This window comes from Nocardiopsis moroccensis, assembly GCF_055763695.1.
This window is the reverse complement of sequence record NZ_CP199747.1, coordinates 5,100,860-5,126,980: the sequence shown is the minus strand read 5'-3', so window position 1 is coordinate 5,126,980 and position 26,121 is coordinate 5,100,860. Positions and strand designations below refer to the sequence as shown.

The following is a 26,121-nucleotide window of genomic DNA, read 5'->3' as shown; positions in this document are numbered from 1 at the left end:
ACATGAGCATGGGCCAGGAGGTTCGTTACCGCGTTCGCGGCGGACGCCCCCTCAGCGGAACGGCGTTCATCCAAGGCGCGAAGAACGCCGTCCTGCCGATGATCGGGGCCGCCCTACTGGCGGCCAAGGGCCGTACTGTGCTGCGGAACGTCCCGGTCATCGAGGATGTCTACCGCGCACTGGAACTCGCCGAGCACGTGGGCGCCAAGGTCGCCTTCCACGAGGCGGAGCGCACCGTCGTCATCGACGCGTCCGGTCTCAACGACCCCGAGCGCGCCGTCCTGCCCGCCGACATCGCGGCCCGGTTCCGCGGTTCCGTGCTCTTCGTCCCCGCGCTGATGCACCGCACCGGCCACGCCCGCATCGAGGGCGTCGGCGGCTGCAACCTCGGCAGCCGCAACCTCGACTTCCACTACCGGGGCTTCGCCCGGCTGGGCGCCGAGGTCACCGAGGACCTCGAGCGCAACCACATCAACGTCGAGGCGAGCAAGCTCCGCGGCGGCCGCCTCTACCTGGACACCCCGTCCCACACCGGTACCGAGAACCTTCTCATGGCGGCCGTCCTGGCCCCCGGTACCACCGTGATCGAGCACGCGGCCCTCGAGCCCGAGGTCATCGACGTCATCGACTTCCTCAGCGCCATGGGCGCGAAGATCAGCGGTGGCGGCACCGGCCTGATCACCGTCGAGGGCGTCGAGGAGCTCACCGCCGTCGAGCACACCATCATGTCCGACCGCATCGACGCCGGCGTGTTCGCGATGACCGTGGCCGCCACCGGCGGCGAGGCCAGCCTTGTGGGCGCCAACCTGGACCACCTGGGCGTGGCCCGCTGGAAACTCGAGCAGATGGGTGTCGGCTTCTCCCAGGAGGGCGCCGTCCTGCACGTCCAGCGGGACCCCTCCGTGCCGCTGCGGCCGATCAACGCGGTCACCTCGCCCTTCCCGGGCTTCGCGACGGACCTGCAGTCCCCGCTGATGGCGCTGGCCAGCCTGGCCGACGGCGAGAGCTACATCCACGAGGCCATCTACGACGGCCGCTTCGCGCTGGCCGACGAGCTCAACAAGATGGGCGCCAAGATCGAGGTCGAGGGCACCCGCGCCATCGTGCACGGTTCCACGAACCTGCGCGGCGCCGAGGTGGTCGCCCACGACCTGCGCACCGGTGCGGCCCTGGTCCTCGCCGGACTGGTCGCAGAAGGTGAGACAATCGTGGCGCCTGGTTATCTGGTTGACCGCGGTCACGCTCAGTTCGCGTCGCGGCTTGCCGCGCTGGGCGGTGACGTGGAGCGCGTCACCGTCTCGTAGGAGTCGTAAGCGCAGCTCAAGCCGGGGTGGGGGGTCTCCTCCCACCCGGGCTTTCGGCGTTGATATGGAAAACGATCTTCTTTGGCCCCGCACAATGGGTACGATCTCGGCAATCATGCCGTGACAGAGATCGGGTCGGGAAACCAGTGGGCGCACATAGTGAAGAGCGTGGAATGGTAGCGGGGAGCAACCCGAGGTGAGTGCCCAGCGTACTGGCGATTTGACGATCGGCGTCATAGGGCCCCATGAGGTGGTCGAACGGGTCATGCTCATGGGTCCGGGGTCCACAGGACCCCTCAACGCCAGACTCATCGCCGCCGCATACCGAGATGAGCAAGAGGCGACGGACAAGGTCGTCAGGCTGGGTTCGGCGATCGACGCCTATCTGTTCGCCAGCCCTGTCCCGTACGAGTTCGCGCGGAAGGCGGGCGTGCTGACCATGCCCGCGACCTTCGTGCCGCTCGGCGGGGCCAGCCTGCACGAAGCCCTGCTCCGAGCGACCCTGGACGAACGTTACGACCCGACCAGAGCCAGCCTGGACGTGCTCAGCCGCGCCGACGTGGTGGAGGCCTACTCCGAGGTCGACCTGCCCGTGGACGGCATCCACGTGCACGAGGAGCTGACCAACACAGCCCAGCTCACGTCCTTCCACGAGGGCCTGTGGCGGCGCAAGGCCACCAAGATGGCGATCACCTGCGTGCGCGGTGTCGCCGAACGCCTGGAGGCCATCGGGGTGCCGGTGATCCGGCTGCGGCCCACCAACGCGGGCGTGCGCAGCGCCCTGCAGACCGCCGGTCTGCTGGGGGCGCACCACCGCCTGGAGGAGGCCCAGCTGGGGGTGGTCGTCGTGGACGTGCCCACGCTCCGCGACTCCTCCCGGCGCTCCACGCCGCGCTACTGGCGTGACGAGCTGCGGCTGTCCCTGCACCGCCTGCTGCTCCAGGAGGCCCACCGGATCAACGCGACTGCGCACCGGCTGGACGACCACTCGTTCATGGTGACCGCCACGCGGGGTTCCCTCGTCACGGCGACCGAGGGGTTCCGGCAGCCTCCGTTCGTCGAGCGGATCAAGGCGGAACTGGGCATCGCGATCGAGGTGGGCATCGGCATGGGCCGGACCACACAGGACGCGGAGTCCCACGCCCGCGCGGCGCTCAACCGGGCCCAGGCCTCCCGACAGAGCTTCGCGGTGGACCGGGAGGGCCGCTCGCTGGTCCCGGCGCAGCGCGCGCCCGCCCGCCAGTCCTCCGAGCCCTTGCGCACCAAGGGCCGGGAGACCCTCGTCCGGCTCTCGGAGAAGATCGCCGAGGAGGACGGCCCGCTGGTCGTCGACGCGGAGAACGCCGGACGGATGCTCGGTGTCACCTCCCGGACCGCGCGCCGGCTGCTGCGCACCCTGGTGGAGGAGGGCCTGGCCTGGCCCCTGCCGCCGAACCGCACGCTCCAGCCCGGCCGTCCGCGCCAGCTCTACCGGTTGATCGTGGAGAAGCTGGACAAGGACGCGGCCGGCAAGTAACCGCGCCCCGCCCGCGCCGTCCCGTGCATCGGCACGGTGCGGGCGCACGGGACGACGGCACGCCCGACGGGGGCGGACCCTCAGCCGGGGCCCGCCCCCGTCCGCGTGTCGGCGGACGCTCCGGCCGGTGCCCGTCCCGGCCGCGGACCCCCGGGTCAGCGGCGCCTGGCGTAGCCGGTCGCGACGGAGAGGAACACGTCGTTCTCCTCCGGGGTCCCCAGGCTCACCCGGACCCCCTCGCCGTCGAACGGGCGCACCGCGACACCGGCCTCGGCGCAGACGCCGGAGAAGTCCATGGTGTCCTCATCCAGCCGCAGCCACACGAAGTTGGCCTCGGTCGGGGGCACGGTCCACCCGGCGGCCACCAGGGCGTCACGGACGCGCTCACGCTCCTTCACGGTGGCGGCCACGCGCTCCAGGAGCTCGTCCTCGGCCTCCAGGGAGGCGACCCCGGCGGCCTGGGCGATGTGGTTGACCGCGAAGGGCACCACCGTCTTGCGCGCAGCGGAGGCCACCGGGGGGTGGCCGACGAGGTAGCCGAGGCGCACCGCGGCCAGGCCGTAGGCCTTGGAGAAGGTGCGCAGGACCGCGACGTTGGGGCGGCCGGTGTACAGGTCCAGGCCGTCGGGCACCTCGGGGTCGCGCACGTACTCGCGGTAGGCCTCGTCGAGGACGACGAGCACGTGCTCGGGGACGCGGTCGAGGAAGTCGACCAGCTCCCGTTCCCGGACCGCGGTACCGGTCGGGTTGTTCGGGTTGCACACCAGCACCATGCGGGTGTCATCGGTGATCGCGGCGAGGATCGCCTCGAGGTCGTGGGTCTCGTCCTTGAGCGGCACCCGGACCGAGGTGACCCCGGCCAGCTCGGCGAGCAGCGGATAGGCCTCGAAGGAGCGCCAGGCGTAGACGAGCTCGACACCCGGCTCGCCGACGGCCGTCAGGAGCTGCTGGAGCAGGCCCACGGAGCCCGCGCCGAGCGCGACGTGGTCCTCCGGCACGCCCAGGCGCTCGGCCAGTCTGGCGACGAGCTCGGTGGCACCCGGGTCCGGGTAGCGGTTCAGGTCCGCCGAGGCCCGGGTGACGGCCTCGCGCACGGACGGGAGCGGGCCGTAGGGGCTCTCGTTGGAGGAGAGCTTGATGGAGCGCCCGTCGGGCCCGACGACCCTGAGTCCGGGCTTGTAGGCGGGGATGGACTCCAGTACCGCCCGCAGATATGGCGATTTCGACTCCGACACCATTGTCCTTCCTCAATACTTTGTGCTAACCCCGCGGCACTCTCGGCGATGAGAGGCCCGGGACGGCCACCGCTCCAAACGGAAATATTGCACAAACGAGGAGATACCACCATGCGTTTGCGTCAAAGTCCCGCCCGCTCCACACCGAGCGCGGCCCTGCCCGTCGCGATCGCGCTGGCCTCGGCGGTCGCCCTGACGGCCTGCGGCGGACAGGAGGGGGAGCAGAGTGAGGACCCCAACGCGGAGGCGGCGGCGCAACTGCACGACGCCCAGCCGCTGAACGTCGAGGACGTGACGCTGCTCCCCGAGAGCAGCGAGGCCGGGACCTACTCCGAGCTTGTCACAGTGCAGTACTCGGAAGAGGTCCGGGCCAGCACCGAACTGGACAAACCCGAGTGCACGGACGCCGCCAACCGCTGGAGCGACCTGGAGGCCGTGCGGGAGGCCCCCGCCTCCGTGGCCGCTTACGAGTGGGACCGGGGCAACGTCTCGCACATCCTCGTCCAGCTCGACGAGGGCTCCGCCGCCGAGGCGCTGGCCGTCGAACCGCCCGAGACCTGTGCCGAGTACACCGCCACCTACGAGGACGGCAGCAGCTCCGACTACGGGGTCGCCGACCTGGACGTCCCCCCGGTCGGCGACGAGTCCCGCTCCTTCAGCATCCAGGTCAGCGACGACGGGGGCGAGAACCACATGTACACCGTCATGTACCGCAACGGTGGCCTGCTGGGCACCACCTCGGTGATGGGCCCCGGCGACGCCGAGGACTACGAGCAGATGCTCGTGGACTTCAGCGAGGCCGCGATCAAACGGCAGGACCAGATGCTCTGACCCCGTCCGGCAGAGCGCGCCCGGACTCCCCCGGGGGTTCCTCGGCGAGGGTCCCCGGCCGCGCGCCGCCCCGCCCTGCGGCCTCGTCCCGTCTGGCCGCCCGACGCGGGCTGGGCAGCCTGCGCGGCGGCCCCTGGAGGTCGAGGGTGGTCACCGCGCCGAAGGTGGCGACCACCGTGCCGCTCTCCCGGTCCACCAGGGCCGCGCGCACCCCGGTACGGCGCGGGCCGCCGATCCGGACCGCGTAGACCACGTCCACGCGGCGGCCGTGGCGCATCCCGTCGTAGCGCAGGAACCGCCAGCAGCCGTGGCGCCACGTCTCCTCGGGTTCGCTCCTGATCATGACCTTGGCGTTGGTCCGCCAGACCTCGCTCCCGCGCAGGCGCCGGCTGGTCCGCCGCTCGGAGACCTCGCGCAGCGCGCACGGTTCACGGGTGGCGGCCCGGGCGGCCACCTCACGCAGCTCGGGGCTGAGCAGTGCCAGCACGATCAGTTGCACGCCCAGGACCGCCCCGTGAAGCGGCTCGGGCGCAGCTGCCACCTCCCACCCGGAGAGCGGCAGCCCGACCGTGGCGACCGCGGCCACCGCGAGCAGGGCGGCCCGGGTGAGCGTGCGCCAGCCGATCGGCGCCCGGCTCAGTCCGCCGAAGCAGCCGCACCCGGCCTCGGGATCGCGGCGGCGGGCCGCCAGCAGCAGGACCACCGACACCGCGAACATCAGTGCGGTGGCGACGCGGGCCGCCTCGCCCAGAAGGCCGGTCGCGGTCAGCAGCGCCACCGCGAGGGCGGCCTCGGCCAGACAGGTGGCGAGCGTGGCCGGTCCGCGCAGCCGTTCGGGCAGCAGGACGGCCGCACCCGTCCCCGCCGAACGCGGGCCGGCCTTGGCCGCCGCGCCGAGCAGGAGCAGCGCCGCGAGCAGCGGCAGCTGGAGCTCGCGGGCCGCTTCGAGAACCTCCGGGAACATCGGTCACCCCTCTTGTTCGGCGACGGTCATGGTCGCGTTGAAACAACCGGCCTCCAGCCGCCCGCCCAGGGCGACGAAGGAGGTCATGGTGAGGGAGGCGAGCCGGCCCGCGCTCTGGTTGCCGCAGGCCGGGCACAGGTCGCACAGCCAACTGTCGGCGGCCGCGCAGCCGACGACGGGGACCACGGCCGTGTCCCGGGTGCAATCGTTGCGCAGGTTGAGCGAGGCCCCGGCCGACAGCAGCGGCAGGGGCAGGCAGGAGGTACGGCGGTCGCACCGGCCCTCGTGCCCGACGGGGTCGAGCGCCGGGTAGGCGGCCCCGTTGACCATGGCCCTCGGGTCGAGGTGGCTGGAGCGCCCCCAGGCCGGGTCGTACCAGGTGGCGATGCCGGTCACGGTCGTGGAGTACCGCCGGACGGGCGGACGGCGCGGGGTCGAGTTCAGCGGGTACGGCGGTTGGGTGGTGACCGGGCGTGCGGCCCGAACCTCCCCGTCGCGCCAGGTTCCGACGGCGTCGAACAGGTAGCCGGGTTCCAGTCGCGGGTGCCGGACGGCGATACGCCCGGAGCTGCGGTAGGGCAGGACCACGGTCAGGCGGGGGCGGCCGTGCCCGGGGTCGATACGCAGACTGTCGCCCTCGCGTTCGACGATGACGCCGGTGGCCCGGGCGGTCTGGGCCCAGACGCGTTCGGCGACCAGGCGTCCGTCGTGCGAGCACAGCACCACCGCGTCGTCGCCGGGGCGCAGTTCGGTGGGCAGGACCTCCCCGCCGCGCCAGAAGGTCGTGGCCCGCTCGTGCAGGAAGCGCTCCTCCCCGTTCGGCGTGGCCAGGCAGAGCATGTAGGCGGTGGAGTCGACGACCACCCCGCGGGCGACGCGGTGGTGGACCGGTGTGGGTTCGGGAGCGGCCGCGGCGCCGAGCACGGCGGCCGTGAACCGCCGACGATCCCGTCCGCTGTCCGTCATCACTGACATGTCCTGAGCGCCCCCTTGTCGACCGACTCGTCCGTTGGTGCCCATTGTCGCCTCCGGACCCGCGAACGAACGCGCACACGCCGAAACGGAACCGTTCGTTTCAGTGAGATGCCCTGGGTATTGCACTGTTCCACCCGGTTTGTCGGCACGTGGCGCCCAGATTCCCGAGCGTTTGCGTCCGCTGTGTGAGAGTGAGGATCAAGGGCGGCGCAGAGCCGCGGTGCACAGCGAGGACGCGCCTGGAACCGGCGCGGCCGGAGGTCGGTGATCGGCGTGACGGGAGCCACCCGGACCCCCAGGTCCGACGAGTTCAGCCGCTACGTGTCCGAACGCGGCCCGGCCCTGCTGCGGATGGCCCGCTCCCTGACCAACAGCCACGCCGACGCCGAGGACCTCCTGCAGGCGGCGCTGGTCAAGACCTTCCTCGCCTGGGGGCGCATCGCCAACCCCCGCGCCCGCGACGGCTACGTCCGCCGGGCGATGGTCAACACCCAGATCTCCGAGTGGCGCCGCACCCACCTGGACGTGTACCCCACCGACGAGATCCCCGAACAGCGGGTGGACGACCCCACCTGGCGCAGCGACCTGGCCGACGTCGTGGGCCGCGCCATCGAACGCCTCCCCCGGCGCCAGCGCGCCACGGTCGTTCTGCGCTACTACGACGACCTCACCGAAGCCCAGATCGCCGAACGGATGGGCGTCACCATCGGCACCGTCAAGAGCACGCTCTCCCGCGCCGTGGACAAACTCCGCAGCGACGCCGACCTCATCATCGAACGCACCACCACCTGACCGCTCGGCACCGGTCCGACCTGGCCACCAGGTGTCCCGGGGCCGTGGCGGCCCCCGTCTTTGCGGACACCGCGCGGCACCCGGCCCACCAGTCACCGGCATCCTCCCCCGGTGCTGTGACGAGGCGGGCATGCTGGTCAGGCAGACCACCGACCTGCTCACCGGCCTCGTGGGCATCGTCGCCGCGGCCGGGGTCCTGAGCACCCTGCACCCGGCGCTGGTCCCTCTCCTGCTGCTGGCGATGGTCCCCCAGTGGTGGGGCGCGGCCGCGTCCGCGCGGATGCGGTACCGGATGGTGCTCGCCTTCACCGAGGGGAGCCGCCGCAAGCACATGCTCGAACAGCTCCTGACCGGGCGGGACAGCGCCGCCGAGGTCCGCTCGTTCACGATGGAGCGCCGGCTGCTCGCCGAGTTCGACCGCGTCGCCCGCCGGGAGCTGGACATCCACCTGGGGCTGGCCACCCGCCAGGCCGCCGCCAGGCTGGCCGGGTCCGCCGCCGGCGGCCTGGTGGCCGCCGGGGTGTTCGCCGTGCTCGCGGTGCTGCTGGCCCGGGGCGTGGTGCCGATCGCGGTCGCCGGGGCCGCCGTGGTCGCCGTGCGGGTCGCCCAGGGCGCGCTGAGCAACGCCCTGCACGCGATGACCAGGGTGTACCAGTCCGGCCTGTACTTCTCCGACTTCGTGGCCTTCCAGCACCAGGCCCGCGCCCGACTGCCGCGCCCCGGACTGGTGCCCGCCCCGGCGGGGTTCGAGCGGATCGAACTGCGGGACGTGACCTTCGGCTACCCCTCGGGGGAGGGCCCGTCCCTGACGGACGTGAACCTCACCCTCCACCGCGGCCGGACCGTGGCGCTGGTCGGGGAGAACGGTTCGGGCAAGAGCACGCTGGCCAAGCTGTTGTCCGGGCTGTACACGCCCCAGCGGGGCAGCGTGCGCTGGGACGGCACCGACCTGGCCGGGGTGGACGGGGTGAGCCTGCGCGAACGGATCTCCGTGATCGCCCAGGACCACACGCACTGGCCGCTGACCGCGCGCGGCAACACCGTGATGAGCAGCGCCGAGTGCCCCAAGCGCTTCGCCCGAGCGACGGCGGTGACGAGGTGCCGCTGCTGATCGCCGACGAACCCACCGCCGCCATGGACGCCCGCGCCGAGCACGGATTCTTCACCTCCGTGCACGCCCACGCCCGCCGCACCGGCGCGACGGTCGTGTTGATCACCCACCGGCTGGCCTCGGTGCGGATGGCCGACCACATCGTGGTGCTGGACGGGGGCCGGGTGGCCGCCCAGGGCAACCACGCCGAATTGATGGCCGGAAACGGCCTGTACCGGGAGTTGTGGGAGCCCCAGGCCAGCGCCTACCGGCCCCCGACCGTGCCGAAACCGCGCACACCCTGACCTCGGGCGGGAGGGCTCGGGCACGCTGCCGCCCTCCCGCCCCGGACATTCGTTTTGCGCAGGACCTCTGCGCTCTGTAGGCTGGTCGCAGCCAGGAGGATTCGCCTAGAGGCCTAGGGCGCCGCACTGCTAATGCGGTTGGGGAGCAATCCCCTCCGGGGTTCAAATCCCCGATCCTCCGCGCTCTGACCTGGGGTTTTCCGCACTGCGGAAGGCCCCAGGTCTTTCTTTTTGGACGGTCGGCACGCACGAGGCACGCACGTCAGTCGGCCTGGAGAGCACTCCCGGCAGCTCCCTTCGGGTTCCGTCGTGACTCCCCAGCGTCTTCCGCATCGAGGTAGCGCGCTGTCACTTCTGCAGCCTCACGCTCCTGGTGCGGCATCAAGCACCCGTAGAAGTCACTGGTGAAGCTCGGCTTCGCATGTCCAAGGGTCCTGCTGATGACCTCCATCCGGACATCAGCGGCCATACTCAGGCTGGCGGACTCATGCCTCAGGCCGTGCAGGGTCACTGGTGGCAGCCCGGCCCGGCGTACCAACTCAGTCATCTGAGCAGTGACGTTTCCCGGCCCCAGAGGGAGCCCCAGCTCTGTGGTGAAGACCAGGTCGTGTTCTTTCCACAGCTTGCCAGCGGCTGCTCGTTCCCGCGTTTGACGCCTCTTCCACTCACGCAGCACATCGACCGTCGTGGCATCCAGGTCGATGTAGCGGTAGCCCGCTTCGCTCTTGGGCTCGCCTGTCCCGTCCTCGCCCTGACGGGCCTCATGTATCAGCACGAAGGCGTTGTCCAGGTCCACGTCCGGCCACTGGAGCGCAAGCAGCTCACCCCGGCGAGGGCCGCGGGCCATCGCGAGCCGGTACAGCGCGAAGAGGCGTTCTTGAGAGATGAACCGGAGGAACTCCCGAGCCTGGCCCGCGTCCCACACCATGACGGCTGAGGGCTTCTTTCCTGTCTCCTTCCAACGCCTCACTCGGTCCTCTGTCCAGACCATGGGGCGCTGTCTGATCACTCGAGGCATGGTCAAGTGCTCTGCAGGGTTGTGTTCCAACAGTTCCCAGGTGACCGCCTCGCCCAGCGCGCTGCTGGCACAGGCCATGATCCTTTTGATCCTGGCGGCTGACAGGGGCTTGTTCGATTTTCTCCGGGCAGGGGCGTCTCCCACCGGTTTCCGGTAGGCCCGGACAGCGAGCAACCGCCCGAGCAGGTCGCTGGGGTCTTCCTCGTCCCGATTGATCTTCTCGAGTTCGACAACGAGTTGATTGAGACGGCGCCTCGTGACCTCGTTCAACTTGAGATGACCCCATGCCGGAATGAGGTACAGGTCACACGATTCCTCATACGACTTGCGAGTGGACTCAACCAGAGCGACCTTGCTGGGCAACCACTCTTCCTTCAGGTACTTCTCGAACGTGATGGTGCTGCTGTAGTCGTATCCAACGGCACCCGTCTTGGCCAGAGTGACGGCAAGCTCCTGGTCGGCCTGGGCCCGGGTCCTGAAGGGTCCATGCTGTCTCTGTCGACGGGACTGTCCCTGGCTGGCTGGTACATCGATGCGGAACCAGTAGCGGCCGTGTGTGGAGTCCCTGAGCTTGGGGCACTTGCCCTTGCGATAGGGCTTGCGCGTCTGAGGCTCCCTGCACCAGCACCGCCGGAAGACGTGTCCTCGCATGGCAGGCTCCTTCAACAACTTCCCACCCGTGGGATGAGAGGGCTTTCCTCTCTACCCATGAAGAAGCCACGACAGGCCCAGCTTGTGACAAGGGCAAGCAAAGATTCTCGACATCAGTTCCAACGAGCAGGCGGATGGCACGCACCAGGCACGCACCGCTCCGCAGAGCTTCGAACAGGGATGACTCCGCTAGAACCGTTGGATTTCAGTACGAGCTGTCCAGACAGACCAGACCGTCTCACGACGTTCATTTGGGGCTCAGTCAAGAACAAGACCGCCACTAGGGCGCCCCTGAGTTCTTGAGGGCATCTGACGACATCACAGCCCATACTGGCGGCCTCCACACCACGTCCCCGGCTGCCCGATCTCGTCTGTGACAGACCAGAGGCGCTGGACACGGTGCACGCGGCCCAGCGCCTGTCCCGTTCCGGCCAGAGCCCACTTGGCCTTCTCAGCTCATCAAGTATCCCGGCTGTGTGCTCACCGCGCAGAGGCCCCTGTCGCGTAGAGGTAGAGAAGCGCGTTCATGGACGTACCGCTGACGAGTTCGCGTTTGCTCACCAGGTCAGGGATGCGCTCGATCGGGACCCAGTCCAGGCGCTCGGCTTCCCAGTCCTCTTCCGGTTCACCGACGTGCTCGGCGCTGTCAGCCACGAAGATGTGGTGTTCGCTGTCCGAGAGGCCGCTGGAGGGCTGGGTGTACAGCAGTGGCCTCAGCGGACCCGGCCTCCATCCGGTTTCCTCCTCGACCTCACGTGCGGCGGCGTCCTTGGGCTGCTCTCCCTTTTTGATGCCACCGATGGGGATCTCATAGCCCCAGGTATCAGTGATGAAGCGGTGACGCCACAGGAGAAGGACATTGCCCTGACCGTCGAGCACGACGGCTCCAGCACCAGGAGCCGAGCGGATGACTCGGTGCGCCAGGTGTCGGCCTCCGGTGATCTCCACGTCCGCGAGGCGGATGTCGAGCCACTGGTCGGTATAGAGGGGTTTTTCCGAGTGGACGGTCCAACGCATGCGAGGTCTCCCTGAGGGTCGCTGACGGACTGCTGCATCAGGCAATCACAGCCCTAGCATGAGTTGGCCATCGGCCTGTTCGACGAATGCCCGCACCTGCGGCTCGGTGCTGCGCCGGCCGAGCGCGTCACGGACGGTTTTCACCCGGTCGTTCAGCCTTCCGGACTCCATGCCTCCAACACGTCTGAGCATCTCCCATGCCGCAGGGAGCGCTTCGTCAACACGTGATCGTTGGGCCCGGATGACAGCCAGGCCCGCGTAGCGATGCACCTGCCCTCGCGTGTGCGCGAGATCGGCGGTACGTACTGACTCGAGCGCGTACTCCTCAGCAGCCGTGAGGTCGCCGAGCTGGCGTAGGGCTTCGGAGAGCTGGATTTCCACGAGCCCCGTCTGCACATAGCTCGTCTCCGCGGGCTCTTCGGCATGACGGATGCATCCGGCCAGGGTTTCTGCCTTGGCCATATGCGCATGGCAGGCCGAGCGGTCGCCCAACCGCGCGAAGGCCCGCGCCTGCATCGTGTACAGGTCCGCCTGCAAGGCTGGGGACAGGCCCCCTCGCGTTCCCTGTAGTGCTGTGTTGACGTACTGGATCACACGCTGGTATTCGCTCATACTCATGGCCTGGTTCGACATGAGGGCGACCACGTATCCGCCTAAGCTTCGGTCTCCGGATGCCTTGGCCATCCGCAGAGCCTGGAGAAAGTACCGCTGCGCCAGCGCCTGCCGGGAGGCGTCGTAGGCGCACACCCCTGCCAGGGCGGCCAAGCTCGCTGCTGTCTGGAAGAGCTGGCGCCCTACGGTGTCGCTGTAGGTGCCATGGAGCAGTGCGGGCGCCACCTGGCGTGACAGGAAGGCGGAAATCCGGCCACGCACAGGAATTCCTCCGACCCGGCGATACATTTCCTGGTAGCGATGGCGGGCCGTCTTGAATATTTCTAGGTCAGAGGCGCCTACTGCTCGTCTCCCCTTGTGAGATACGTCGATATCGGCTGGGGAGTTCTCCCACTCGAAGACCGGGACGATCGTGTCTGCTCCGCCGAGAGGCACTCCGGGTTCGAGGAAGTCAGCGCGTTTGGCGTCTTGCGTCCAAAGCGCGGTCGCTTGGCTGATGCTTCCGGTGAGATCGCTCGCGCTGTGGGAAGCCGGTCCGGGTCTTCGCATCCCTATGTCCGCCCGGGTGACCTGGCGTTTGAGCTGTTCAGAGAGGATCATGCAGATGGCTTCGGGGGCCTGGCCTCTCGGTATGGCGCGGTCCCTGATCCATCGTGCCACGGAGGCGTGATCATATCGGGTTCCGAGCTGGTGGTTCATTCTGGAGGCCAGTCCAGAATGCGAGATTCCCGCCTCCTCGAGGAAGCTGTCCAGCAGGAAATTTGGCTCGCTCACAGACACCCTTTCATTCACACACTGTGTGAATGAAGTACCACAATCCCTGAGGGTCACACTCTGTTTTTGCCAGGCGGTCAGAGGCAATCTTTGGTATGCACACCGGGAAGGCGCCAGTTGAATGACGGCCTGACCAGGCCATATGCCTTTTTCTCTGGTTAGAGGCTGAGGAGGGCCCTCAGCGCCAAGACCCCTGGTTCTTGCGCGGCCTTGAGCACCATCAGGGCCGTTTCGGCTACCGCCCCCGGACTCGCGGCACACGGACAGGAGTCAGCATGCGCATCGCCCTCTACGGCGAACACAGAACCGGAACCACGGGGCAGGGATTCAACGTGGTCGAACGCAAGGGCATCGGCCATCCCGACTCGCTCGCCGACCTCATCGCCGAGGAGTTCTCCCGCCGATACTCGCTCCACGGACTCGACGAGTTCGGAGCGGTCCCCAACCACTGGGTGGACAAGGTCGCCCTGATCGGCGCCGAGGCTGAGGTCGGCTTCGGCGGCTACACGGTCCACAAGCCCATCAGCGCTTACCTGTTCGGCAAGGTGACGCGTTCGGTCGGCGACCAGACCCTCCCGATCATGGAGATGTTTCGATCCGCGGTCGAGGACGTACTGACCGAGGCGACCGGCAGTGACAGCATCGTCCGCTCCGTGCGCACCTTCGTGGAGAACACCGCGGGTGTGGGCGCTGACCGTCCCGCCTCGTTCTACCGCCCCGGCGTCGGAGAGGAGTGCGGTGTCCCTGGTGGGAGGGTGCTGGCCAATGACACCGCCTTCTGTAGCGCCTACGCCCCCGCCGATCCCTTGGACGTCCTGGCGGTCGATGTGGAGAACCACGTCAACGGCGGTTCCTTCGCAGACGGGGTCGGCGGTCTTGGTTCCGATGTCAAGGTGATGCTGGTTCGGGCAGGGGATGTGCTGGAGGCAACGGTCTGTCTTCCGGTACGGCCCGAAGCGGTGGGCTCGCACCGGGAGTACACGGCGCTGGTCGTTGAGGCCCATCAGCGGCTCGACGACTTCGTGAACCAGCATCCTGTCGTGCAACGGCATCGGTGGCTGACAAGGTTGAGTATCAACACCAAGGACCACGGCCGTAGCGCCTACCTGGCGCCCTTCGGGACCTCTCTGGGTAAGGGCGACTGCGGGCTCGTCGGACGGGGCAACAAGGCCAACGGTGTCATCTCGATCAGTGGTGGTGCGGGAGTCGAAGCACTGGCGGGCAAGAACCCGGTGCACCACACCGGCAAGCTGTACACGCTTGCCGCCGCGCACCTAGCTGACCGGATCCACACCAAGCTCGGTGTCCCCAACGAAGTGGTGATGGTGTCGCGCAACGGCGACCCGCTGGGCACCCCGTCGTTCGTCGGTATCCGCACGGCACACCAGGAGAGTCTGCCTGACCGCGATGCCATCGAGGAACTGACCGCCTCGACCCTGACCGAGATCCCGTACCTGTCCGAGCGCCTGCTCACTCTGTCCCCGCTCGACCGTTTCCGTGACCCGTCACTGGTCCTACAGGGGTGAGCGATGACGACCACCGATCTAGCCGACCTCAGCGTCGTGTTGGTCACCTTGGACTCTTGCCGCTACGACGTCGCGGAGAGCGCGTACACCCCGAACCTGGCGAAGCTCGGACCGCTGGTACTGGCCGAGAGCCCTGGAACCTATACGCTGCCCGCCCACGCGGCGTTGTTCAACGGCTTTCTCCCCCGACCGATCTCGGCAACGTTGAAGCTCGACGGAAACACGGTGGACGCCGTGTGGCGTTCGGCGGCGGCCCGCCCCTCCAAAGGCCGCGTCGCCGTCCCCTTCGAGGGGCCCACGCTGATGGCCCACTACGCCAGGAAGGGCTACCGGGTGGCAGGTACGGGAGGGGTGTCCTTCTTCGACTCCTCAGATTCGGCCAACGGCCTGCCCAAACTGTTCCCAGAGTTCCGTTACTTCGGTCGGCCCTCTCGTGCCCGGGCCGCCACAGAGGACCGTGTCGCTGATCGCGACGAAGTCCTACCGCTGTCCCACACCCGAGAGCTCGCGGAGCTGTGTCTGCGGGCCGAACGGTTCTTCCTGTTCGTGAACTGCTCCAGCACGCACATCCCCTACACGACCCCGTTCAGCCCCCTCAACGACCGAAACAAGCAACTCCTCGAACGCCTCTATCGACTGCACGACTCCCAGCGGGGCTCCGGCGAGGGGCAAGAGTTGGCCGCTGAGGACATCGAGGTGCTTCTGGGCATGCAAAGGCACGCTCTGGAGTGGGCCGACACCCGCTTGGGTGACTTGTTCTCACTGCTGAACGCGCGACGCTGCCTGGTCGTGGTCTGTGCTGACCACGGCGAAGAGTTCGGTGAAGGCGGCAGGTTCGGTCACGCGCACTCCCATCCGACGGTCGCCACCGTGCCGCTGTGGTGCGGTGTGCTGGGAGGGGAATAGTCCATGGCTGATATCCGCCCCTGGTATGCACATCCCGCGATCACCATGGCCTCCTCCGTCGGCGTCCGGACAAGGTTGGGGGTCTCCCCCAACCACGGGTCCTTCCGGGCCGGAGTTCTGCGCACCCACCTGCTCACCGCGCTTCTGGCTCACAGAGCCGCACAGCACCTCGGTGTGGGTGTACACGTGGCGGTTCGGTGGGATGACAGCGACAGCTTGCGCAGCCGTGATGTGCATCGGGCCCACCTCTTACAAGAGATCAGGCGGGTAGCGCAGATACCGGTAGCGAACGAGGAGGAAGCCTTACGCCAGAGCCGGCGAAGCGATCGGTACCGGCAAGCCCTGCGGCGCCTGGCGGCCCAACGGCTCCTGGTGACAAGGCGAGGACTTCCCTGCTTCCACGTGGCTGCTGTGGATCGTCTCATGAGCCAACAAGGCATCTGCCCCAAGGCTTTGACTGCCTCTGTGGCGGTGAACGTGACCACGCCCCTCGCACCGGGGCAGGAGATGGTTCCGCTCATGCGCAGCGATGGCCGGGCCCTGTGGCACCTAGCGACGGTCGTGGACGACATCGCCCAGCGCACGACTCTGGTCGTGCGGGGTACCGACAAACGCGACGCCACACCCATCCAGGTCCGCCTGTACTGGGCTCTGACCGGAGGAAGGCGCCCACCGGCGCACCTGTTCCTACCCAAACTCCTGGAGCAGGGCCCTGATGTTCCTCGCATCGCTGACCTGCTCGCACAAGGCATCAGGCCCTCCACGCTGCGGTACTTCCTGGCCGAACCCTACCTGGACCAGCCTGAGTCGGCTGCTCGATCCTTGGGCTTCTCCGCGCTGGCGGAGCGCGTGCGCACGGTTCTTCCCAGACATGGGGACAGCCGCCTGGACGAGCGACGACTGACCTCCGTGGACCGGAAGGTATCCGCCGTCCTTGCCCCAGAAGTAGCTGGCAAGGAGCTGAGCGAGCACTGCCCGGACTCCCCTTCGCACATCATCGGGTGGACCGTCCGGCGCTACCCCCGGCCATTGGTCCAACAGATCCGGTTGTGCCGAGCCCTCACCAATACACAGATCAGCTACGAAACACCCCCGGCCCAGGTTGAAGAGGCCTGGCGGTGGTTGGAAGCCTACTCACACGGCGCGAAGAAGGGCCCGCCCCCACAGCCGGTGCGCTGGGTGCTCACCGGACAACAGGACGGGCCCCAAGTATCGGAACTCCTGAAGGTCTTTCCTCCACAGCTAGTGGCTGTACGGCTGGATGCGGCTCGTCAGGTGTTGAGCCGCTCCAACGCCGCGCGCAGGCGCTCCAGCGTGCGCTCCCTACCCAGCAGTTCCAGGGATTCGAAGAGCGGAAGCCCGATCGTGCGGCCGGTCACCGCCACACGGACTGGCGCCTGAGCCTTGCCGAGCTTGAGCCCTTGGGCGGCCCCGGCCTGCTCAAGGGCTCCCTTAAGGGCCTCGGGCTCCCAGTCCAGGGACTCGTCCGAGTAGGTGGCGATCGCTGCGGTGAGCATCTCCGCTCCGATACCGGGCTTCATGGCCTTGGTCCAGCTCTTCTCGTCGAAGACGGGCGAGTCCAGGAACAGGAAGTCGACGTTGGGCACGATCTCGCTGAGCACCGCCACCCGGCTCTGCGCCAGCGGAGCGATCTGCGCGAACACATCCGCGTCGAAGTCCTCCGGCCGCCACGGAACCCCCTCGCCCTCCAGGTAGGGGGCGCAGCGCTTGACGAACTCCTCCACGTCGAGGGCGCGGATGTAGTCGCCGTTGAAGGCCCGCAGCTTCTTCTCGTCGAAGAACGCCGGCGAGGAGTTGACGTCGGCCAGGTCGAAGAGTGGGATCATCTCCTCGATCGGCATGATCTCCCGGTCCTCGCCCGGTGCCCAACCCAGCAGCATCAGGTAGTTGACCATGGTCTCGGGCAGGAAGCCCTCGGCCTGGTAGGACTCCATCGCGACCTTGTCACGCCGCTTGGACAGCTTCTGCCGCTTCTCATTCACCAGCACGGGGGCGTGTGCCCACACCGGCGCGGTGTGCCCCAGCGCCTCCCACAGCAACTGCTGTTTGGGGGTGTTGGACAGGTGTTCCTCGCCCCGGATGACGTGTGTGATGCCCATCTCGACGTCGTCCACCACATTGGCCAGGACGAACAGGGCGGTGCCGTCGCCGCGGGCGATGACGAAGTCCTCCAGAGCCTCGTGCGGGAACTCCACCCGGCCCCGGATCTTGTCCTCGACCACGGTCGGCCCGCCCTCGGGGATACGGAAGCGCAGCGCCCGCCCCGGCCCGGCCTCCAGACCGCGGTCGCGGCAGAATCCGTCGTAGCCCAGGTTGGGGTTGTCCCGGCGGGCCTGGACCTGCTCGCGCTTGCAGTCGCAGTAGTAGGCCAGACCTTCCTTCAACAGGCGCTGGGCGGCTTCGGTGTGCTTGTCGGCGTAGTCGGTCTGGGAGTAGGGGCCCTCGTACTGGGTGGAGTCCACACCCAGCCAGGCCATCGCCGCCAGGATGCCCTCGGTCCATTCGGGGCGGGAGCGGGCGGCGTCGGTGTCCTCGATCCGCAGCACCATGGTGCCGCCGGATTGTCGTGCGACCACCCAGTTCAGCAGCAGGGACCGGGCGTTGCCCACGTGGAACATGCCGGTCGGGGAAGGTGCGAACCTGGTGCGAATCGAGGTGTCAGTCACCCCACAGAGCCTAGCGTGACTCCGTTAGGCATCCATGGCGTTCCACGACGACCTCCTTCCGAATCCATGCAGTACCGACATCAGAACCTCTGCACTCGAAATGCAGGGATCGCAGTGAAACACCTGTCCCAAGCTCGACTGAGGTGCCTCGAAGCTTCCGGACAGGCCCAGATCGAGCCACAGAAGCGCCTTCAATGTAGACGCCCTAACTGAGGGCGTTGAGGCGTCCATCGCGACCAACCTGGCCAAGGTGACGCCGGAGCTTAAACGTAGACACCCCCGATGAGAGGCGTTGAGACATGGGCGGACGGATCCCAGCCTGGGTGTTCTGCCAACTTCGATGTAGACGTACCGCTCGAGGACGTTGAGACCAGCGGAGCGAGGTACATCCCGGTCTGGTCTTCCCACCTTCAACGTAGACGTCCCGCTCAGGGACGTTGAGACGCCGTCCTGGTTGCGGACGAACAGCGGCATGGACGCCCTTCAACGTAGACGGCCCGGGCAGGGACGTTGAGACCTTGATCAGGGGTGGGAGCGGCTGGTGCTGCATGTGCCTTCAACGTAGACGTCCCGAACAGGGACGTTGAGACCCGGACACCGCTCGCACCCGATTCATCGACGCCTCTCTTCAACGTAGACGTCCCAAGCAGGGACGTTGAAACAGCCGGCCGGCGTCGGTGTTGACCGCGCGGTCAGTCCTTCAACGTAGACGTCCTGCGCAAGGCCGTTGAGACTCCTGGGCCTTGGCCTCACAGATCATCTCGGACACCCTTCAACATAGACGCCCTGCCTGAGAGCGTTGAGACAATGCCGGAGCCAACGGCTACTCGATCAGTATCGACCTTCAACGTAAACACCCTGTTTGAGGGCGTTGGGACCCCGCTGGTCGCGAAGGGCCTGTGGCACTTGGCGCTGCTTCAACGTAGGCGTCCTGCTTAAGGGCGATGGGACGAGCTGGGCGAGGTCTCCGAGATCGAGAACGCAGAACTTCAACGTGGACGCCCTGCTTTAGGACGTTGAGACGTCATCATCGGCCGGACGCTACAGACGATCGAGCGGCTTCAACGTAGACGCCCTGTTTGGAGGTGTCGAGACTAGCCAGTGACCAGGCCAATCCGGGTTCGTCGTCGCACTTCAACGTAGACGTCCCGCTCAGGAACGTTGAGACATGATCTCCTTGGTGCCCCACCCGGCCATACCCAACCTTCAACGTAGACGTCCCGATCGGAGACGTTGAGACCGCCAGCCATGCCAGCGCGGCGGCGTCACGTGGGGTCCTTCAAAGTAGACGTCCCGGTCAGGGACGTTGAGACCAGGCGTGCCCGGGTCACGGGACCGCGCGCTGGACCTTCAACGTAGACCTCCCGATCAGGGACGTTGAGACACGGACATCCTGTATCTGACCGCTACGCACGTCCCTCTTCAACATCGACGCCCGGCTTGAAAGCGTTGAAACCGGCGGGGCTAGGAGGGCGCAGCGCAGAGCTGGAACCTTCAACATAGACGCCCCCTGAGGGACGTTGAGACCGCGGAAAGCGCGTTGACCCCCAGTCGGCCCGTGGTCCTTCAACGTGGACGCCCCACTCGAAGGCGTTGAGATGGGTCGCCCTACCCCGTGTAGGTAGCGGCCACAAACCTTCAACGTAGACGTCCCGGCCGGAAGCGTTGAGACAAGATAACCTTTGTGGGCTTCAGCCCTTCCTTCGTTCTTCAACGTAGGCAGCCCGCTCGGGGCGTTGAGACACGTGGCAGCAGGCCATCGACCAGGCCGTGCGCAACCTTCAACGCAGACGTCCCGACCAGAGACGTTGAGACGACCAATCTTGTCCGTACCCCTGTAGCCGATTAGACCTTCAACGTAGACGTCCCGACCAGGGACGTTGAGACGTCGTAGCGGCGGCTCAGCTCGGTGCGCAGGGCGCCCCTTCAACGCAGACGCCCCACACAGGGACGTTGAGACTGGGTCACTCTCGACGACGAAGAGTACGACATCACCCTTCAACGCAGACGTCCCGATCAGGAACGTTGGGACGGTGCGGGCCGCATCAGCCGCACCCGCGACTCGCACCTTCAACGTAGACGTCCCACTCAGGGACGTTGAGACCGGTGGGCCTCACGGTCGGGCGTCCTCTTCCCACACCCTTCAACGTAGACGTCCCGGTCAGGGACGTTGAGACTTGTCCGGTCACCGCACGGCCATTACCGCAGGAGGCCTTCAACGTAGACGTCCCGATCAGGGACGTTGAGACAGCGTGTGAACAGGCAGAACCCTCTGGAGAAGATGAGAGAGCTCTCGGCACAGGACGCATGCTAGGCGTTTTGTGGGGTTTTGTGGTTGGGAACCTCCCGGGAATGTGGCGTGCACGTGGGGTTCGCGCTTCAGAACAGGTCGGCGGGCATCGGAGTGAGTACGCCCGCGGACTTTCCGCCGGGGATGGGTCGGCGGTGCGCGGCGGCGACGGTGAGCACGCCCAACGAGACCAGGCCCTTGCGGTCCAGACGGGGTGACGGTTGCTCTGCGGGCTGAGGCGTCAGGTTCGGGTGGGTGAGAAGGGCTTGGACGCTGTCCAGGTCCAAGGGTTGTTTCCATACGGGCCAGAGCATGATGCGTTGCCGGTGGTGGCGGTACCACAGGCCTGAGCGCAGGTATCTGCCATCGCCGGACAGCGGCAGCAGGGGTAGGGCTTGGGTGGCCAGCCAGGTCGCGCCGGGTACCCCGTTGGGTGTGGAGGCGCCGGTGGTGGTGTCCACCGCGGTGCGGATGGCCCGGTGGTCAAGGTTCTCCCCGGTGCACCCCTCCAGGCGTTGCCACCCGGTGAGGGCCTGGTGCAGAACTGCGGGGTCTTTGAGGACCAGTTCCAGGGGTTTGGAGAAGAACGTGGCGGCCTTCTGTCCACCTGCGGGGGCCATGAAGGGCGTGAGTGCGACGCGGCCGTCGTTGTCGGTGGCCAGGTCGGTGACGATGGTGTGCAACCAGGCCGGGGCGTGTTCACCGCCCACCTGGCGGGCCCGGTCTCGCAGCTCCTGTAGGTGGTGGCGGGGAACGCGCAGAGGGTCTTTGCCGACACCGATCTGGGGTGGCCAGGCCGCCTGCACCTGCGGGAGAGCACCTTGGGTGGGGATGTCTTGGACGATGCGGTGCAGGGCAGCGCTGATCTGTTCCACCTCTGGAAGTGGGCTGGTGATCTGCGCGGTGGCCATCAACGGGTCGAACGAGAGCCGTACTCGGCCGGGTCCGAGGTGTTGGTGGAGCAGGCGCAGCACGCCCAGGCTGGTGAGGAAGCCCAAGGGGTCGCGTCCGTCCAGGGCCGGCAACGTCACGGTGTGCGCCTCGATCGCTGTGGCGGCGGGGGTGGGTTGCTGGTGTGGCCGGGGTGGGGTGTGTGTTGTGGTGGTGACCGGTTGTCCGGCCGAGCACCACATGTCGGCCATGCGCACCACCGCTTCCAGCAGGGACAGCTTCCACCGGCCATGCGTGTGGTTGAGGCGGGCGAACCGGGCCGGGGAGCGCCAGTCCAGCAGGCCTGCGGTGCTCACTGTGGTGTCGGTGCCCGGGAGCGGTACCTGGACGGGTGCGGGGTCGGGTACCGGTGCCAGCAGGGGGCGGGAGTGGCCGTGGTGGGAGGCCACCAGGTGCAACACCAGATCCCGTACCTGTTCGTCGAGGCCGTGGGAGTCCAGGTGGTGTTGGGCGATGCGGGCGGAGAGCCCTTCATGGCGTGTGCCGGGCGGGTAGCCCGAGGCGTGGAGCGCCTGCTCGCGTGCGGTCGGGTCGGTGGGGGCCTTGAGTGACTTGGCGAGCACCTGGCCCGCCTGTATCTGGGCGGCGGGCAGGGGGAGGCCGCCGCGCAGGATCGTTTGGAAGCGGGGGTCGCGTTTGCCCTCGTCGTGGTACAGACCCGCCAGGTAGACGGCGTGCACCTCGGTCTCCGTCAGGCTGATGTTGCGAGCGAAGGCCGCGGCCTGGCGGGCGACCTGGTCCTGGTGATCGTCCAACCACACCGGTTCGAGTTCGTCGGTGGTGGAGGCCGAAGCCTCGTCGGTGTCGCCGCCGCGCAGCGCCCTGCGTGCGGCCAGCACGACCCTTCCCCGCAGCGACTCCTGTTCCACCTCAACCCCGGGGTTGGCGGGGGTGCGGGACTCTGTGCCCTCGGCGGGGAGGACTTTGACGAGCAGGCTGCGGTTCTTGGCGGCCTGGGCGAGCCGGGTCAGGTTCGTGGCCAGCGGATGCTGTAGGCGTTGCTCTTGGATGAGTGCGTTGACCTGTTCCAGAGCGGCACGGTAGTCGCCTGGTTCGGGGGCCCGGCCCATCTCTTCGAAGGCGTCCTGGACCGCGAGTAGCTCGTGGAGTGCTTGTCGTAGGGCCTGGGCGGGTGCGCTGGCATCGTTCGCCTCGACCAGGCCGACGGTGTGGATCAGGCGCTGGTCCAGGCGCACGGTGGGGAAGCCGCAGCGTGAGGCCAGGTCGGCCACGTCCACGACGGGGCCGGTGTGGTGCTGGGGCGCCCATCCGTAGCGGTCGCATCCGCCGAAGGAGCTGGGCAGGATGAGGGCATCTCCCGGGCGGACCTGGTTCAGGGTGATGCGTTCCAGGTCGCGGTGGCCCCGGTAGCGCAGCACGTACTCCTGCTCCGCTACCTCCTCCACGTCCTGGGGAGCGGGGGCTGTTTCCAGGTCAGCGATCTGGCCGGCCGCGACGTGGTCGCTGTTGCGCCAGCGGCGCAGAGCGGTCAGGGAGACCTGGAGCTGTTCGTCGCTGCTGGGCGGTACCAGCCGCAGCCGCTCAACCACCGCCTGAGCGACCTTCCCGGTCTTGTCCAGGCAGGTGGCGGGGTCAATGTCCTCACGCCAGAGCACGGTGACGTCGGGGTCGCGGGTGTCGAGTCCGTGCAGGAACGGCGCCACGGGTGGGTCGGTCACGGGGGTAGGGCTGGTGTGTTCCCAGGACCGCAGCACCCCCGGGTGCATCACCGGGGGTGCTTTGGCCGCCTCTTGCAGGGCGGCCCGCTCCTCTTCGCTGGCTTGGGCGAGCAGCTTCTTGAGGGCCGCGGGTGAGACCTCGATCCCGGTACCCAAGTCCTCCACAGTGCAGGCCTGCTTGGGTGTGGTGGCCAGGGGCGGGCACAGGCGGGACAACAAGCGCCAGGTGCCCTGGCGGGCAGCCCCGTAGGCGGGGTCCTCGTCTTCCACTGAAGGGTCGTGGACGATGACCGCAGGAGCACGCCAACCCCGCCCGCCGCCAGTGGTGGCGGGAGCTTCGCGAGTTTCGGGGGTGCGGGCCAGCCGTCCCAGGCGTTGGATGAGGGCGGTCATGGACGCCGATTCGCTCACCAGCACATCGGCGTCGATGTTGGCTCCCACCTCCACCGTCTGGGTGGCGACCACGTACAACGGCTCGCTCTCACGACCGTGCTTGCGTTTGACCTGGATGCGGTCGTAGAAGGTGTCCATGAGGCGTTGCCGGTCCGCGGGGCGGCTGCGCCCGATCAACAACACCCTCTGCTCGGGGGCGATCTGTGCCTCGGTCAGGGCGGTGAAGACCGCTCGGCCTCGAGCGACGGTGTTGCACACCACCAGCACCACCGGGCCGGCCATGGGCTGGGCTGCGGCCAGGGTCTGGGCCCAGGAGGCGAGCTGGGCGGTGATGACCTGGGAGGCGTTCTTCTTGGTGACCTTGTGTGGTTCGACCAGGTGCATCCACCGCGGCGAGGTCAACCGGCGCGAGGCCACAGGGTGGGCGTGGTCGGCCTCGCCGATGGAGTGGGTCCGGCGGGCGGCACCGTCTTTGACGGTGGCTGACATCTGTACCACACGCGGCCGGGCGAGCCGGTGCTCGGGCTGGTCGATGGTGGCGGCGTCGATGCTGGTGAGCATGGCCTGGGCCAGGTGGGCCTCATCGACCAGGATGAGACTGTCGGTGCCCACCAGGGCCGCGTCGATGGGGCGCAGCCGGTCGGAGACGCCGTAGCCGCGTAGGAACAGGCGGGAGCCGATCTGGTCGACGGTCCCCACCACCAGGGCGTGGCGGTCGGGGCGTTGGATCCACTGCCAGGACCAGGTGGTGCCGCCCCGCATCCGCGTGACCTCCACGACCGGGCCCTGGTCCTCGCTCTGGCGCAACCGATCGGCAATCGCCGCCAGGACGGCCATGTCCTCTGCGGTGCGGTCAGCACCCGCTGGTGTGTGTCCGTTGAGCAGGTCGGCGATCACGTGGGCGTGCTCAAAGGCCTCATCCACCACCAGGCGGCGGTCGACGATGAAGAACACGCGGCGGCGCCGGTCGGCCGCCCCGGCCGCGGCGGTGTACAGGGCGATGTCGAGCAGGCTGGTCTTGCCCAGCCCGGTGGGCACGTCCACGGCCTCGGGCCAGTCCTCGCCGGCCAGGAGCCGGTCAGCGAGGGCGGCTTGCCAGGGGAAGGGGCCGTGGCCGTGCACGGCCTTGAAGAACGCGGTGAACGTGGGCAGCTCAGCCGGTGACATCGACAACCTCCTCCGAGCGGGCACGGTTCTGGGCCGTGGTGTGGGGGCGGGCTGTGGGGTGGGGTTCGAACAACCCCAGGCCCAGGTAGCGCATGGAGCCGACCAGGACGGGGCCCACCACGGGTTCGGGGAATTCGATGCGGGCGTGCAGCACCCACCGCCGGGGCCGCTTTGGGGGGTAGGTGTCCTTGCGGGGGCGCAGCATCGCCCCCGGGGTCAACGGGGCCTGGGAGACCTGCACACGTGAGGGTGCGGGGTAGCCCGCGGTCACCACGGAGCGGGCGATGCTCTCGGTGGGGTCGCTGTTGCGGCGCACGAACCGGTCCAGCATCAGCGGGGTCGCGCTCACCCACACCCGCGAGCCCGTTCCAGGGGCGCTCCAGCGTGCCGGATCCAGCGCCTTGGTGTTGGAGCCTTCTGTCTGCAGGTGCAGGGGGAAGATGGGGCCGTAGCCGCGATTGAGGTGGGTCAACGGCTCCTCCACCAGGGCCCGGTGCACCGCCTGGGCCGCCTCGGGATCCACCTCGTGGGGCAGCACCACCGCCAGGCCGTGCAGGGCACCGCGGGCGTGGCGGTGGCCGACCTCGGGCAACCCCACAAAGCCCACGTGGTGACGGCCCGGGTCGGCGTGCCCGGACACCTGCCCGGGGATGTTCTCACCGATGCGTGCCATCACCGTGTCGCGGAGCTTGTCGGTCAACGTCAACAGCTCACCGGAAGCGGGCAACACCACGTCACGTGCGAAGGCGAACACCAGCATCGTCCCGAACGGGCCCCGCACCACCTCAGGCTCTTGCACGGCTGGGGCGTCGGGGGTGGTGTAGCCGATCGTGCGGCGCACATCCCACGCACTCTCCCCTTGGGTGAAGGCCCGGTCCAAAGCCTCCAGGTAGCCCGGGTAGGGCACGCCCAGCGCGGTCGTGGCCCGCTCGCCCAACGCCACGGGGGTGTAGGGGGTCCACTCCGGCCGCGCGGCGGGGGTGGTGTGGACGCGGATGGCGACGGTGCTGGTGGACCGGCCCAGGTAGGGCACCTTCCACGCCAGCTCCGCCAACGCCTTCTCCACCTGCGCAGGTGGGTCGGCCTCGGGCCACACGAACGCGAACTCGTCCGTGTCCGGGATACCTGACACCCTTGTCAACGGGGCGGTGGTGCGCCCGGGCAGGGACTGACTACCGCCCTTGCTCGAGGTCTTGTTGGTCACCGCATACCCGTCCGAGCGAAACCGCGCCCGCTCGGGCAGCTCCCCTGCCCACACCTGGGGTGGGCTCTGGTTTTCCAACCAGACCAGGGCTTGGCGCTCCTCTGCGGTGGGGGCCGAGGCCACCAGGGCGCAGAACAGCCGGGAGGGGGCGGGGGGCCATTCCACGTTCTCGCGCCACCCATCGGCGGCGTCATAGCGGCCCTGCAACAGCCGCACGTTCATCACCAACGGCAC

At 68.2% G+C, this 26,121-nt stretch carries 17 protein-coding genes and 1 tRNA gene; 9 read left to right on the top strand and 9 right to left on the bottom strand.

Going from position 1 to position 26,121, the window contains the following annotated elements; all coding sequences use genetic code 11:
* Nucleotides 1-8: 8 nt before the first annotated feature.
* Together murA and ACUKCB_RS22605 are read left to right on the top strand one after the other, a co-directional pair.
* On the top strand, nt 9-1,304 hold the full coding sequence (gene murA / locus ACUKCB_RS22610; RefSeq protein WP_191268060.1) for a UDP-N-acetylglucosamine 1-carboxyvinyltransferase: 1,296 nt from the start codon (nt 9-11) through the stop codon (nt 1,302-1,304).
* Between the two features lie 250 nt (nt 1,305-1,554).
* The gene (locus ACUKCB_RS22605) at nt 1,555-2,820 is read left to right on the top strand and encodes a transcriptional regulator (RefSeq protein ID WP_191267818.1); all 1,266 of its coding nucleotides are present in this window, start codon (nt 1,555-1,557) and stop codon (nt 2,818-2,820) included.
* Nucleotides 2,821-2,975: 155 nt separating this feature from the next.
* On the opposite strand, the gene hisC is transcribed toward ACUKCB_RS22605, so the two are convergent.
* On the bottom strand, nt 2,976-4,058 hold the full coding sequence (gene hisC, locus ACUKCB_RS22600) for a histidinol-phosphate transaminase (protein ID WP_473037595.1): 1,083 nt from the start codon (nt 4,056-4,058) through the stop codon (nt 2,976-2,978).
* A 108-nt stretch (nt 4,059-4,166) separates the two neighbouring features.
* On the opposite strand from hisC, the gene ACUKCB_RS22595 reads away from it, so the two are divergent.
* Complete coding sequence (locus tag ACUKCB_RS22595; RefSeq protein ID WP_473037594.1) at nt 4,167-4,886, top strand: hypothetical protein; 720 nt, start codon at nt 4,167-4,169, stop codon at nt 4,884-4,886.
* Here ACUKCB_RS22595 and ACUKCB_RS22590 read toward each other — a convergent pair.
* Both ACUKCB_RS22590 and ACUKCB_RS22585 read right to left on the bottom strand, forming a co-directional pair.
* Nucleotides 4,861-5,850 carry a MauE/DoxX family redox-associated membrane protein gene (locus tag ACUKCB_RS22590; protein ID WP_473037593.1) on the bottom strand — a complete coding sequence of 330 codons (990 nt, stop codon included), beginning with the start codon at nt 5,848-5,850 and terminating at the stop codon, nt 4,861-4,863. The genes ACUKCB_RS22595 and ACUKCB_RS22590 overlap by 26 nt on opposite strands.
* A 3-nt stretch (nt 5,851-5,853) precedes the next feature.
* Nucleotides 5,854-6,816, bottom strand: coding sequence for a hypothetical protein (locus tag ACUKCB_RS22585; RefSeq protein WP_473041107.1), 963 nt, complete (start codon nt 6,814-6,816; stop codon nt 5,854-5,856).
* Nucleotides 6,817-7,089: 273 nt separating this feature from the next.
* On the opposite strand from ACUKCB_RS22585, the gene ACUKCB_RS22580 reads away from it, so the two are divergent.
* The 4 genes from ACUKCB_RS22580 to ACUKCB_RS22565 all read left to right on the top strand — a co-directional run bounded on the left by ACUKCB_RS22580 (nt 7,090) and on the right by ACUKCB_RS22565 (nt 9,193).
* Entirely contained in the window at nt 7,090-7,617 is a 528-nt protein-coding gene (locus tag ACUKCB_RS22580) for a SigE family RNA polymerase sigma factor (protein ID WP_473037592.1), read from the top strand.
* Between the two features lie 130 nt (nt 7,618-7,747).
* Nucleotides 7,748-8,728 carry an ATP-binding cassette domain-containing protein gene (locus tag ACUKCB_RS22575; RefSeq protein ID WP_473037591.1) on the top strand — a complete coding sequence of 327 codons (981 nt, stop codon included), beginning with the start codon at nt 7,748-7,750 and terminating at the stop codon, nt 8,726-8,728.
* A complete protein-coding gene (locus tag ACUKCB_RS22570) occupies nt 8,677-9,012 on the top strand; it encodes a hypothetical protein (protein ID WP_473037590.1) in 336 nt (111 codons plus the stop codon). Before ACUKCB_RS22575 ends, ACUKCB_RS22570 begins: the two co-directional genes overlap by 52 nt.
* A 94-nt stretch (nt 9,013-9,106) precedes the next feature.
* Nucleotides 9,107-9,193: transfer RNA gene (locus ACUKCB_RS22565), tRNA-Ser, on the top strand.
* An 81-nt stretch (nt 9,194-9,274) separates the two neighbouring features.
* Here the strand turns inward: ACUKCB_RS22565 and ACUKCB_RS22560 are convergent.
* The 3 genes from ACUKCB_RS22560 to ACUKCB_RS22550 form a co-directional block, all read right to left on the bottom strand.
* Nucleotides 9,275-10,681, bottom strand: coding sequence for a tyrosine-type recombinase/integrase (locus ACUKCB_RS22560; RefSeq protein ID WP_473037589.1), 1,407 nt, complete (start codon nt 10,679-10,681; stop codon nt 9,275-9,277).
* A gap of 480 nt (nt 10,682-11,161) precedes the next feature.
* Nucleotides 11,162-11,698 (bottom strand): NUDIX hydrolase, encoded by a 537-nt coding sequence (locus tag ACUKCB_RS22555; RefSeq protein WP_473037588.1) that lies wholly within the window; start codon nt 11,696-11,698, stop codon nt 11,162-11,164.
* Nucleotides 11,699-11,743: 45 nt separating this feature from the next.
* Complete coding sequence (locus ACUKCB_RS22550; protein WP_473037587.1) at nt 11,744-13,084, bottom strand: transcriptional regulator; 1,341 nt, start codon at nt 13,082-13,084, stop codon at nt 11,744-11,746.
* A gap of 275 nt (nt 13,085-13,359) precedes the next feature.
* Between ACUKCB_RS22550 and ACUKCB_RS22545 the strand changes: the two genes are divergently transcribed.
* Nucleotides 13,360-14,610, top strand: coding sequence for a methionine adenosyltransferase (locus ACUKCB_RS22545; RefSeq protein ID WP_473037586.1), 1,251 nt, complete (start codon nt 13,360-13,362; stop codon nt 14,608-14,610).
* A gap of 3 nt (nt 14,611-14,613) precedes the next feature.
* On the top strand, nt 14,614-15,516 hold the full coding sequence (locus tag ACUKCB_RS22540) for a sulfatase-like hydrolase/transferase (protein ID WP_473037585.1): 903 nt from the start codon (nt 14,614-14,616) through the stop codon (nt 15,514-15,516).
* A 1,271-nt stretch (nt 15,517-16,787) separates the two neighbouring features.
* Here ACUKCB_RS22540 and gltX read toward each other — a convergent pair.
* The 3 genes from gltX to csb2 form a co-directional block, all read right to left on the bottom strand.
* Nucleotides 16,788-18,203, bottom strand: coding sequence for a glutamate--tRNA ligase (gene gltX / locus ACUKCB_RS22535; protein ID WP_473037583.1), 1,416 nt, complete (start codon nt 18,201-18,203; stop codon nt 16,788-16,790).
* A gap of 2,379 nt (nt 18,204-20,582) precedes the next feature.
* Nucleotides 20,583-24,683, bottom strand: a complete 4,101-nt coding sequence (gene cas3g / locus ACUKCB_RS22530) for a type I-G CRISPR-associated helicase/endonuclease Cas3g (RefSeq protein ID WP_473037581.1) — start codon at nt 24,681-24,683, stop codon at nt 20,583-20,585.
* A complete protein-coding gene (gene csb2, locus ACUKCB_RS22525; RefSeq protein WP_473037579.1) occupies nt 24,670-26,121 on the bottom strand; it encodes a type I-G CRISPR-associated protein Csb2 in 1,452 nt (483 codons plus the stop codon). Before csb2 ends, cas3g begins: the two co-directional genes overlap by 14 nt.